The following is a 13,131-nucleotide window of genomic DNA, read 5'->3' as shown; positions in this document are numbered from 1 at the left end:
CGGAACAGACTTAGCGAATTTACAACCCATCCGTGTTACCTAAGCATTTACGGACGTTGAAACTAACAAAAAATCTACAATCAATTGCCCGCGATGTGCTGCTGGCTGAGGCCGACGCCATCCGAGCGGCGGTGGCTTACCTGGATGTCCAGTTCGACTATTGTGTCGACGCAATTCTGACCTCGGCAGGCCGGGTGGTAGTGACGGGTGTTGGAAAAAGTGCCCTCATCGGTCAGAAGCTCGTTGCTACGCTCAATTCTACCGGTACGCCCGCTTTGTTCATGCATGCTGCCGATGCCATTCATGGTGATCTGGGTATGGTGCAAACCAACGATGTTGTGCTGGCTATTTCGAAGAGTGGCAATACACCTGAAGTAAAGGTGCTGGTACCATTAATTCGCCGCACCGGTGCCAAACTAATTGCTTTAGTGGCCGAGCCAGCGTCTTATTTGGCCAAACAGGCCGATTTTGTGCTCTTGGCACCCGTGCCGCACGAAGCCGACCCGCTCAATCTGGCCCCTACAACCAGCACTACCGTAGCTATGGCTCTGGGCGACGCGCTGGCCATTGCCCTGCTCACAGCCCGGGGGTTCACCCGGCAAGACTTCGCCCGCTATCATCCCGGTGGCTCACTCGGCAAAAAGCTATATCTAAAAGTGAGCGACCTGTACCCCGCCAATCAGTGCCCCTGCGTGCTGCCACATCAAAGCATCCACGATACCATGCTGACGATGTCGGCGGGGCGGCTGGGAGCAACCGCCGTGCAGACTGAGCCAGCTAGCTCTACCGATTCGGCCGGGGGGGGCGAATCCACGCCGGGTACGTTGCTGGGCATCATTACCGACGGTGACGTACGGCGCATGGTGAGTCAGCACGACGATTACCGGCACCTCTGCGCCCGTGATATCATGACGCCGAACCCCATTTGTGTTTCGCCCGACGATTATGCCGTAGCGGCGCTGGAGATTATGCAAAAGCGCAACATCACCCAGATTCTGGTAGCAGATGAGGGTAAGCTGGTCGGCTTTGTTCACCTGCACGATTTGCTGAAAGAAGGGCTGGTGTAAACAACCACTACCGTTTACTCTCAAAAATTACGGCTGAATTCTTGAGTTCCTGAGGAATAGCACTGCAGTTACCCTGTTGACCGGCAATGGTGGTGCTGGCAGAACAAACAATTGACCCGTCACATCGGTAGATGACGTAGCTGCCAGCATCCGGGCCAATGAACCAATCGACTGTAAATACAGACTGACCCTGGTAAGTGGCTTGGGAAACGGTTAAGTCGCCGCTGTTAGTCGCCTTAGCTATGCGGTCTTTGAGCCACGGCAAGTCAGTTATTGGATTAGTAACCTGGCAGGTGTTTGGCAAGGCGTTTTGATCCTTGCAGGCAAAGATCAAAATAATCAGTGAGGCGATTAGCAGCGTTTTCATCCCGTTTTTGTCTCAGTATCGCATATTCAATACGAACTGTTCGCTTAAGACCCGGAGAAAAGTCAATTGGTTGCATTTATTTGTTAACCCGCATGGCCTGTTCGTAGTCGCTCCACTCGTCGATGTCTGTGAGTTCCTCCAGCCTTTCGAAGGTAAGGCCCTGTTGCAGAGCTGCTTGTTCGGTTAGTAGTCTGAGTTCGGGCTGGCTCCAGGGCATATCATCGAACAGCGCCTGGTGAAAACGCTTCATTCCCAGCAGGTAATAGCCGCCGTCGATAGCCGGGCCAACCACCATGTCGGCCTGATCAAGAGCCTGAAAGGCGGTGAACAAATGTTCTTCGGTCAGAGTAAGGCAATCGCTACCGATGATGACTACTTTCTCGGCTCCCGCCGCAAATCGGTCGCGAAACGCGTTGGCCATCCGTTCGCCGAGGTCCTGCCCGGCCTGCAGCGCTTTTCCGTAGCCACTCCAGCCATCGTTGGGGTTTATAAAGTCGGCGTAGTAAACGGTTTTTTCCCAGGGGCCGTAACGGGTAATCTGCTGCGTGTAGTGCACCAGGTGACGGTACACTTCAGTTGCCTTGTCATTACCGACACTGCGGGCAATCCGCGTTTTCACGGTGCCGGGGATAGGGTTCTTAACGAAGATGATCAGGTGGTGGGTAGCCATACGATGTGTACTTTTGTAAAAAAAAGTCTGCAAAATCGGACATCCCGGTTCGGGAATGCACGATCAATCACGACTCTATTAAGATATGTCGAAGCAAATTGTTTATACCGACCAGGCCCCCGCGCCAATCGGACCGTATAGTCAGGCCGTAAAAATTGGCGACACACTGTATGTATCGGGCCAGGTGGCCATTGAATTGGCTCCCTTGGGGGATATTCAGGCCGAGACGCGGAAAGTGATGGAAAACGTGGGCGCCATTTTACGTGCTGCCGGAATGGACTACACGAATGTGGTTAAAGCCACCATCTTCGTAAAAGACATGAACAACTTTGGGGCCATCAATGAAATATACGGTAGCTTCTTCACCACCGATTTTCCCGCCCGGGAAACTGTTGAAGTAGCCCGACTACCTAAAGACGTCAACGTCGAAATTTCAGTCATCGCCGTCTAGACTTGTATCCGGCTGATGGTAGGCGGATAATACGGATTTACATGGATTTGCGCGGGATCGTTGACCAGCGCAGCGTAAGTCTCTTTGTCAAATCAAAAATCCGCGTCATGCGCGTACCATTAATCGCATGCTCTAATTCACTTTCATGCAAACTCCCCGCGTTCGTTTCGCACCCAGCCCAACGGGGCCGCTCCACATTGGCGGCGTCCGCACGGCCCTATACAACTACCTGTTCGCCCGAAAAATGGGCGGGCAGATGCTGCTTCGTATTGAAGACACTGATCAGAACCGATTTGTACCCGGTGCCGAGCAGTACATCATCGACGCCCTGAATTGGGTCGGTATTCAGATCGACGAAGGCCAAACCGCCAATGGCCCTGTCGGTGCCGACGCCCCCTACCGCCAGTCGGAGCGGAAAGCCATTTACCAGAAAGAGGCCCTTCGGCTTGTTGAAGAAGGCAAAGCCTACTACGCGTTTGATACCGCTGAAGAGCTCGACGCCATGCGGCAGCGCCTCGAAGCCGCCAACGCACCTGCCGCCCAATACAACGCTATTACGCGGATGCAGATGAAAAATGCCCTTACGCTGCCTGCTACCGAAGTAAAGGCTCGTATTGAGGGTGGCGACCCTTACGTGATTCGGCTGAAGACGCCCCGTAAAGAGGAAGTTCGTCTGAACGATCTGGTGCGGGGTTGGGTGAATGTACACTCATCGGCTATTGACGATAAAGTACTACTGAAGTCGGACGGTCTACCTACCTATCACCTTGCCAATGTAGTAGATGATCACCTGATGCGGATTACGCACGTGATCAGGGGCGAAGAGTGGTTGCCCTCGGCACCGTTACACGTGTTGCTGTATCGGTACCTGGGCTGGGAAGATACCATGCCTCAGTTTGCACACTTACCACTGTTACTAAAACCGGAAGGCAACGGTAAACTCAGTAAACGCGACGCCGATTTGGGTGGTTTTCCAGTATTTCCGCTCGAATGGACTGACCCCTTTACGGGCGTTGTGGCGCGTGGGTTCCGCGAAGACGGCTACCTGCCCGAAGCACTCATCAATTTCATTTCGTTGTTGGGCTGGAACCCCGGTACAGAGCAGGAGCTATTTACAATGGATGAGTTAATTGACGCCTTTGACCTTGAGAAGATTCATAAAGGAGGTGCCCGCTTCGACATCGAGAAGGCTAAGTGGTTCAACCACCAATATATTCGTCAGCAGGCCAACGCAGATCTAGCGCCGGCGGTACAACAACAGGCCCAGGACGCTGGATTCGAGTGTTCGGACGAACGCGCCGAAAAAATTGTGGCCCTGCTGAAAGAGCGAGTTACCTTTTCGAGCGAGCTTTTCTCAGAAGCCAAAACCATTTTCTACGCCCCTACTGAGTACGACGAAACCGTGCGGGCAGCCAAATGGAACGATGAAGCCCGGCGAGCCGTCATGTCATTCCGCGATGCGCTTGTCAATTACAAAGGCGCCTTTGAAGCTGAGGCAATTAAACACCTGCTATCAGATACCTTATCGCAGGCGGGCATTAAGCAGGGTAAAGTCATGCAGGCCATGCGGTTAGCTCTGACAGGTTTAGGTACGGGACCAGACCTAATGCTAACGATGGAAATTGTAGGTAAAGCTGGCGTACTCGAACGGCTGGAAAATGCCATGACGACGTTGCAATAGTTTACCAGGATCAAGTTGTAAGTGGCCACTTATAGCTTGATCCTTTTTTACTAACAGAAGTTAGTATTAGCTACCAAAATCAATGTTTTATTACCTTTTAGTTAATTAAATTATAATAGTATTTACTAGTTTAGTTATATATAAATTTATTAGCATACATGTATATTTTTAATCACCATTCCCTATAGGTTGGCATGACTTTAGTGGCAGGTTGAGCGCTTACCCACCGATGTTATTCAACTATGACCATTTATACCCGCGTGGTAGTGTATGCTACCCTGGCGAGCACGCTGTTCAGTCTATCTGTGCTGGGCCAGGGACGTTCCGTTAACCTACCGAAGCCCCCCACTGCCCGGCAAGCCGATTCGCTCAGACGTGTGTATGAAGCCGAGCACAATCGCCGCACCCTCGATCCAACTCTGGGGCGAGTTCCCCTTGAGCGCCTGGACGCCATCAGAAATCAGGTAACGGCAGGTAGCCAGCAACGGCAGGCTCGTGCAGGTGTTCCCAACGTAACTTGGATCGAACGCGGTCCGGTTGGTTTCACGGGTACGTTGAACGCCTTACTGGCCGACCCTTCAGACGCAACAGCGCGTAAAATATGGGCGGGCAGCCAAACCGGCGGGCTCTGGAGCCATACAAATGTAGCGCAGGCAACTACCGGGTGGACGTCGATCAGTGATGCCTGGGAAAGTAAAAATATATCGGCTCTTGCCACTGACCCAAGCAACACAAGCCTGGTGTACGCTGCCACGGGTAGCATAACCGGTGAATCGATAGGCAGTGGGATATGGAAGTCGGGCGATAAAGGAAAAACGTGGCTTCGTTTGTCAGCCACAATTCCGCAGTCAGGTACGTCATTGCAATCAGCGTTCAGTCGGATTACGGCGTTGTCTGTAAGCAAAACGGGTGTTTTGCTGGCCGGTACCCAGAGCGGCGTACTGCGCTCAGCCGATCAAGGACAAACATGGCAGGTTTCGCTGGCCCCGCAACAGCAGATTGGCAGTCAGCCTATTACTGGTGGAAACGATAAGGTTTCGACTATTCGCGCGGCATCTGATGGGTTTATTTACGTAGCCATGTCAGCTGGCCGACTGTTCCGGTCAACGACATCGGCGGCCACTGCCTGGACGGAGATTACCCCACCAAACACGACCCCTTACGTGGGGATACGAACCGAACTGGCAGTGGCTGCCGCCCCAACCAGCGGAACGGCACAAACACTCTACGCAGCTCAAATTGCGCCCGATGCCAGTTTTGGCGGTAATACGCTGCGTTGGCTCATGCAATCTAACAATAGCGGCCAGACCTGGCAGGCAATGACCCGCCCGGTCTACACAGATGCGCCAGACCTGGATATCACCCTGGGACTAGGCGACCAATACTTTACGTTGGCAGCTTCGCCCGATACAGCGAAAGTAGTCTACCTCACGGCTTACGATCAGCTTTACCGGTCGGGAGATGGCGGTACATCCTGGTCAATAGGGCGGAGCATTGGTCGAACTACGGCCTTCCTGCCGCTCCTTAAGCAGGGTGCCGTTTGGAGCAGTGATAATAAATTTTATTTTGCTTCCATTCAGCAACTTGTCTCTCAAGGAATTGACCCCACTCTACACGACCGTAGCAACCGGTTTGGCGGTCTAAACGCTTCCGGAATGGCGCTAAAAAATGTGGCGGGAAACATGTACCGGTTGACAGGCAGCAGCGCCGAGCCAGGTTTGCTGGAATCGTCGGATATTAGTAACCCCACCACTACACAGGCTATTTACCCTGCTTACCCACTTCGCCCCTTTATCGACCAAAACGAGCCCGATATTCAGGTGGCCATGACAACAAACGGGGGCTTCTTAACCCGAAACCTCAGTACCTCGCCCGCCTGGGATTACTACTCAGCCAACTGGGGAGCAGGCGATTATCCAGACGGTGGTGTGGATTATGACAGCCGTAACAACACACTATTTTTTTGGTCAGATGGCTATATGAAAGCGACGGGTATTGGCGCCGAACCCGTTATTTCTACGTTGACCAGCAGCACACTTACCCGGCCAACCTATTTGAAAGTAGGGCGTAGTATCAACACGCTGTTTGCCGCTACGCTCAACGGACAGCTCTATAAACTTACGGATACCAATCTGGCAGCCCCCACGGTAACCCGCCTCGACGGAGGGGCGTTCCCAGCCGGCACTACGATCAGCGGCATCGACATAGGTGCTACTGACAGCGTGTTGGTGGTCACCTTATCGAACTACGGCGTGCAGTCTGTCTGGTACACGACCAATGCCGGGGCAGATTGGGTCAGCAAAGACGTATCGACTTATGGCCTCCCCGACATGCCTGTCTACGGTGTACTGATTAATCCGCTGAACCGACAGCAGGTACTGCTGGCTACCGAGCTGGGAGCCTGGTCGACCAGCGATATTACGGCTGCCAACCCCGGCTGGACACTTACCAACACACCCGCCCCACTTATTCGCAGCAAGCAACTTGTTTATCGCCCCGCTGATGGTATTGTAGCCTTGGTCACCAGTGGACGGGGCATTTGGGAAACCAACGCCTGGGCCTTGGGGCCACCAGCTCTCCTGGCTGGCACATTATCAACTACAGCAGTCTGCGCTGGCAGCAGTCTTCCGCTCAGTTTCACGTTGACTAATTCAGCAACAGGTCGTGTAGTGGCCAGGTTATCAGATGCAACAGGTGATTTTAGCAAGGGAAGCGTCATTGGAGAAGGCACATCAAGCCCACTTTCTGTTCTGATTTCGACCACTGCCGTATCGGGAACCGGTTATCGTATTCGCCTCGAGGCACCTACCCTTAGCCTGAGCGCAATTAGTAGCAGCACACTAACAGTTAGTAATTTAACGACAACTCAAGCGTACATAGCAGACCGACGCCAAACATTGAGTGGTCAATTTTCGGATACCCGCTATAGCAGTGGGTACGTGTGCCCGGGTGATGTAGCCCTACTGCGGGCCGTCCTTCCCAGCCAGCCAAACAGTCTCACAGCTACCTATCGGTGGGCAAATGATGGACAGGTGATCTCCGATCAAACAGCGGCGACACTACTTACCGGGCAAACGGGCACCTATAGCTTTACAGCCTCGGTGGGGAGTTGTACCACAACTAGTGCTAACGGATTTTTGCTGATCTCAGTCGATACGCCAACGCTCAACGTAGTGAACCCGATCGTAGGTGTTGACGGACCAATCTGTCCGGGTACGGCCCAACCATTGGGCGTGTCGTATCTGGGGCAGGGGGCAACGTATCAATGGATGCGCAACGGCACTCTGCTCACTGGCTCAACGGCGCCCCTATTGTCGGTTACCCAGACCGGTGGTTATTCATACAGTATTTCCTTTGGCGCATCGGGCAGCAGTGTAACAGGCGCAGGTACGTGTATAGCAACGGCACCAGCTACCTACCTGACGTTTAGCTCCACTATTCTTCCACCCGTTGTTGCTGTAACCGGCGACGTGGCCCCTACTCTGTGTGGTAACGAGTCGCTGGAGCTTTACGCCAGTGCTCAACCCAGCGGGACCACCTATCAATGGCTCCTCGATGGACGGGCAGTATCAGGCCAGAACGTAGCCTCGCTGACGGTGAACAAAGGCGGCGTTTACCGGGTGCAGGTACAACGGGGAAGTTGCTCAGCCGTGAGCGATCCGATCGCCGTTACGGCCAATAGCCAACTCAGTAACGGCATCTATTTTTACGGCAGCACGACCTTATGTACGGGTGAATCGCTGGTACTGTATGCTAAAAACACGGCTCACTCGCTACAATGGACAAAAAACAACGTACCTATAGCGGGCGCAACGGGCTTTAACTACACTGTCAGCGAATCAGGTAATTACGGATTGCGTTATGTGTCGGGCACCTGTTCAGGTACGTCGGCGGCGGTTTCGGTGGTATTCAGCCAAACCCTGACGCCAACGCTGCTGGTCGATGAACACTGCGCGGATGTTGAGTTGTCGACCCGCGACTTTCCTCTCACGGGTACTGTTTCATTTAGCTGGCTACGAAATGGGCAGCCCGTCAGTCAGGGCACCCAGGCGTATCAGACCGTCACTCTATCGGGAGTATACAGCGTGTCGGTAACCAACGGCGTTTGTCAGGGCGTTTCGAAGCCCGTCAGTATAAGCATCGGCCAACCAAGCCGGCCAACTATTGCAGCCATTGGTAACCTGGTACGCTGTCCCACGTCAGCCATTACCCTGCAACGCGTTGCTGGCCCTTACAGCTATTGGCGGCAGAATGGTGTCCGTCTGGACGGGGCCTCGTCGAGTCAATTAGTGGCTACTGAAACAGGTGTGTACAGTCTTGTTTTCGAGCAGGGCTCCTGCCTTACTGAATCGGCTTCAGTATCTGTCGTCATTGGTAAACCGGTTTCGGTTTCGATAACTGACAAGCCTTTTATCCGAGCAGGACAGTCGGCTGTAGTCCCCGTTCAGGTAACCGGCCCCGCTCCCTGGTCGTTCTCGGTAGTGGGCGGACCCACCGTATCCAGCACTTATCAGAGCCCTTACTCCCTAACGCTTACCCCCAGTAGAACCACCAGCTATTCACTGGTTGGCGTTACAAACAGTTGCGGTGCAGGCACCGGTGCAGTGGTGCGCGTAGTTGTAGACGGCGCCGATGTGTCACTGGCTGGGTGGACAAATAAGCGGTATTTCCAGGCCGGGGATTCGATTACCTACTCGGTACGTGTCACCAACGCTGGCCCCGATGTGGCCGAAAATGTAACTCTGGTTAACCGTCTGCCGGTTGGCCTTAGCTATGTCAGTAGTCTTTCTTCTACCGCTAGCCAGGGCGATACCTTACGTCTCTCTATTGGGAACGTACCTGCAGGCGAATCGCGCACGGTTAGTGTTAAAACACGGATCAATAAGCAAGGTACGTACCTGAATGCTGTCGAAGTTGTAGCGTGCAATACGCCTGACCCCGACAGTCGGCCCAATACAGGTACAGGTGATGGGGAAGATGATGCCATAATGCTCGATAACCGGACGTCGGATTCGACTCGATACGTGGCCATCTCGCCTAACCCAAACGGGCGTATACTGCCCGCCGTAGCCAGCAATCAACCCGCCCCTGTACCAAATCAGGCAGATCTAAGTTTGTCATTGACCCTGAACAAACGTACGGCTCAGCTCCGCGATACCATTCAGGTAACTATGCAGGTTTACAATCAAGGTGGTGCTTCGACGTCACTGGTGCAGACCGGATTAACGCTCCCCAACGGTACCTACAGCGTGGACAAAATAATCTGGAACCCCGTTAGTCCATTATTAACCATAGACCTTGGTCAGGTTGGCGTAAACCAGACCGTTAAGCGAACGGTCTACTGGGTACCTACCGCATCCGATTCGTGCCGCGCCGAGATCATTCGCTCCTCGGTTGCTGATCCTGATTCGACCCCCAATAACCGCGCAACACGACCCGGCGAAGATGATGAAGCCGTGGTTGATATCCGGGTGCTTCGCTGAGTTGCAAACAGCGTGCGTTCATGAGCCCCTGAGCCAGGAAGTCGATCCGCGTATTGGCTCTCCAGCTCAGGGGCTTGTGGCTAAAAAGAGATTTAAATTTCTTTCTCTCAATAACATCGCCCCTCATTCTACCAGTAGCCAATGCGCCAAAACAGTCTAAAAATGACGTGGATAACTTGTCTGTTGAGTGTGGATAACACGTTCGTGTGTGGATAACTATTTTATCCGTTGACTATGAGTTAGTTATGCCATACAAAAACAACTATTAGTTGTGTGTCAAGGCTGAGTTGATCGCTATGCATGCACAAGCGGTTATAGGCTGCCTTTAGGATTTAACAAACGGGTTGCAGCAAAGGCCAGCACATAGTGGGTAGCTGGCCTTTGTCGTGTTCATTCTGTCTGTAACTTACAGGCTTACTACTCTTTAGTACCCTAACATGAAAAAAGCTACCGTTTACCTGTCGGTACTGGTTAGTTGTCTTCTAGCAGGCACAGCATCAGCACAGACTAAACTCGTGGAAAAGGTGACCCGGCAAGGGAAAGAACTCCTGATCCCCTACGAGAAATACGTTCTCCCCAACGGCCTGACCCTGGTGGTGCACGAAGATCATTCTGACCCAATCGTTCACGTCGACGTGACGTATCACGTAGGTTCGGCCCGCGAAGAAATTGGCAAGTCGGGGTTTGCGCACTTCTTTGAGCACATGATGTTCCAGGGGTCTGACCACGTGGCCGATGACGAGCACTTCAAAATCGTCACCGAATCAGGCGGGACCCTCAACGGCTCAACCAACACCGACCGGACCAATTATTACGAGACCTTACCAAGCAACCAGCTTGAGCGGGCACTCTGGCTTGAAGCCGACCGGATGGGCTTTCTGCTCGACGCCGTGTCGCAGAAGAAATTCGAGAACCAGCGGGCAACGGTGAAAAACGAGCGGGGGCAGAATTACGACAACCGCCCCTATGGACTGGCCAGCGAGTACACGGCCAAAAACCTGTTTCCTTATGGCCACCCTTATTCCTGGTTGACGATCGGGTATATCGAAGACCTGAACCGGGTGAATGTCAACGACCTGAAAAACTTCTTCCTGCGCTGGTACGGTCCAAACAACGCCGTACTGACCATTGGCGGCGATGTAACGCCCAAGCAGGTTGTCGCAATGGTCGAGAAATACTTCGGCAGCATTCCACGCGGTCCGGAAGTAACCAAAACGGTGGTACCGGCGGTTGTTCTTGAAAAAGACCGGCGGGTTTCTTACGAAGACAACGTTCGCTTCCCACTGCTTCAGATTGTGTTCCCAACGGTACCTAACTATCACCCCGATGAAGCCCCACTCGATGCGCTGGCCGAGATTCTGGGCGGCGGCAAAAACTCGCTGTTCTACAAGAATCTGGTGAAAACGCAGCTGGCCGTTCAGGCAAATGCGGGTCACCCTACCTCGGAGCTGGCCGGTCAGATGGCCCTGCGTATTCTGCCGTTCCCAAACAAGAGTCTGGACAGCACCGAAGCCGTTGTTCGTAAAACTTTGGCCGAATTTGAAAGCCGCGGCGTTACCGACGACGATCTGGCACAATTCAAGGCTTCGCGCGAGGCACAGCTCATTTCCGGACTGGCCAGCGTATCCGGGAAAGTATCACAACTGGCAGCCTATCAGACGTACCTGGGTAACCCCAATTACATTCCGCAGGAGATTAAGCGGTACGCCGACGTAACCAAAGCCGACGTGATGCGGGTATACAACCAGTATATCAAGGGCAAAAACGCGGTATTACTAACCGTGTATCCGAAAGGGCAGGCCAAGATTGTGGCTCAGCCCGACAATTACACCATTGTAACGGCCGGTTATCAGGCACCCGATTATGGCTACAAAGGGCTGACCTACGCGAAGGCGAAAGATAGCTTCGACCGGACGGTAAAACCAGGACCGGGCCCAAACCCAGCGCTGAAAGTGCCACCTTTCTGGACCGATAAGCTTTCTAATGGCATGAAGGTGATTGGTACGCGCAACGACGAGATTCCGACCGTAACGATGCTGTTCAGCATTAAAGGCGGCCACCTGTTATCGGCCAACGATCCATCAAAGGCGGGAATAGCCCAACTGACCGCTTCATTAATGAATGAGACTACCCAGCGGTATTCGAACGAAGAGATGAACACGAAGCTGGAGAAACTGGGTGCCAACATTAACATTCAGGCGTCGACGGAAGAAATCAGCATCTCGGTCGAATCGCCAGTCAAGAACATCGACTCTACCCTGGCGCTACTGGAAGAAAAACTGCTCCGCCCTAAATTCTCGACCGACGATTTCACGCGGCGTAAGAACCAACAGTTGGAGAACATTGCCAGTCAAAGCACGCAGCCGGTTGTCATTGCCAATAAGGCCTATAACAAATTGCTGTACGGCGCAGGCAACATTCGGGCAGTTCCGCTAAGTGGCACGACCAAAACGGTCGAATCGATCACGTTGGATGACGTAAAGTCGTTTTATCAGAATTCGCTTTCGCCATCAGTGACCAACCTGGTTATCGTGGGCGACATTGATCAGGCAACTGTACTACCTAAACTGGCTTTCCTGACCAAGTGGGCAGCTAAGCCGGTGACGATTCCCAAGCCAGCGGTGGCTCGCAAAGTTGACAAAACCCGTATCTACCTGATCGATAAGGAGAAGGCGGCACAGTCGGAGATCCGGATCGGTTACCTGACCGACCTGCCCTACGATGCCACTGGCGAATACTACAAAACAACGCTGGCCAACTACATGCTGGGTGGTGCGTTCAGTAGCCGGATTAACCTGAACCTGCGCGAAGACAAAGGCTGGACATACGGTGCCCGGTCTGGTTTTGGCAGTACCAAAACGCCCGGCCCATTCACGGCCAGCGCAGGGGTGAAAGCCGCTGCTACCGACAGCTCGGTGGTAGAGTTTATCAAGGAAATGAAAAACTACAGCCAGTCGGGCATCACCGATCAGGAACTGTCGTTTGTAAAGAGCTCGCTGGGCCAAACTGATGCACTTCGCTACGAAACCTCGTTCCAGAAGGCAATCTTCCTGAGCCGGATCATCGATTACGACCTGCCTAAGAACTATGTAGAGCAGCAGGCTCAAATTCTGCGGACCATTACGAAAGCCCAGATCGATGCTGTTGCCAAGAAGCGCTTACCCATCGACAGAATGGTTATCGCCGTAGTTGGCGACAAAGCCCTAGTGAAGCCAGGTCTATCGAAGCTTGGCTACGAAGTGGTTGAACTGGATAAAGAGGGAGAGCCTATTACCGTCGCTACACCTACCGCTGGAGCCGCTCCAGCCCGGATGGGTTCAGGCAGCAAGAAAAGTGATTAAGTAACAGTACACCTCCTTGCGGGGTACCCAACTCTATAATACCAAAAGAGGCCACTGCTCAACTGAGCGGT

At 53.2% G+C, this 13,131-nt stretch carries 6 protein-coding genes; 5 read left to right on the top strand and 1 reads right to left on the bottom strand.

Annotated features, from left to right (window positions below; translation table 11 throughout):
- Positions 1 to 56 precede the first annotated feature (56 nt).
- Entirely contained in the window at positions 57 to 1,067 is a 1,011-nt protein-coding gene (locus tag F7231_RS15800) for a KpsF/GutQ family sugar-phosphate isomerase (protein WP_166692576.1), read from the top strand.
- Positions 1,068 to 1,510: 443 nt separating this feature from the next.
- Here the strand turns inward: F7231_RS15800 and F7231_RS15795 are convergent, their stop codons facing one another.
- Positions 1,511 to 2,104, bottom strand: a complete 594-nt coding sequence (locus tag F7231_RS15795) for a TIGR04282 family arsenosugar biosynthesis glycosyltransferase (RefSeq protein ID WP_166692575.1) — start codon at positions 2,102 to 2,104, stop codon at positions 1,511 to 1,513.
- 85 nt (positions 2,105 to 2,189) lie between these two features.
- On the opposite strand from F7231_RS15795, the gene F7231_RS15790 reads away from it, so the two are divergent.
- The 4 genes from F7231_RS15790 (at position 2,190) to F7231_RS15775 (ending at position 13,060) form a co-directional block, all read left to right on the top strand.
- A complete protein-coding gene (locus F7231_RS15790) occupies positions 2,190 to 2,555 on the top strand; it encodes a Rid family detoxifying hydrolase (RefSeq protein ID WP_166692574.1) in 366 nt (121 codons plus the stop codon).
- Between the two features lie 145 nt (positions 2,556 to 2,700).
- A complete protein-coding gene (gltX, locus tag F7231_RS15785; RefSeq protein WP_166692573.1) occupies positions 2,701 to 4,236 on the top strand; it encodes a glutamate--tRNA ligase in 1,536 nt (511 codons plus the stop codon).
- A gap of 242 nt (positions 4,237 to 4,478) precedes the next feature.
- Positions 4,479 to 9,719: a DUF11 domain-containing protein gene (locus F7231_RS15780; RefSeq protein WP_166692572.1), complete on the top strand. Its 5,241-nt coding sequence runs from the start codon at positions 4,479 to 4,481 to the stop codon at positions 9,717 to 9,719.
- A 437-nt stretch (positions 9,720 to 10,156) separates the two neighbouring features.
- The gene (locus F7231_RS15775; protein WP_166692571.1) at positions 10,157 to 13,060 is read left to right on the top strand and encodes a M16 family metallopeptidase; all 2,904 of its coding nucleotides are present in this window, start codon (positions 10,157 to 10,159) and stop codon (positions 13,058 to 13,060) included.
- Positions 13,061 to 13,131 lie beyond the last annotated feature (71 nt).

It is taken from the genome of Fibrivirga algicola (assembly GCF_011742925.1).
In the GTDB taxonomy this organism is placed as follows: Bacteria; Bacteroidota; Bacteroidia; order Cytophagales; family Spirosomataceae; genus Fibrella; species Fibrella algicola.
Note: the sequence above shows the minus strand (reverse complement) of the source record. Positions and strands in the feature narration are given on the sequence as shown.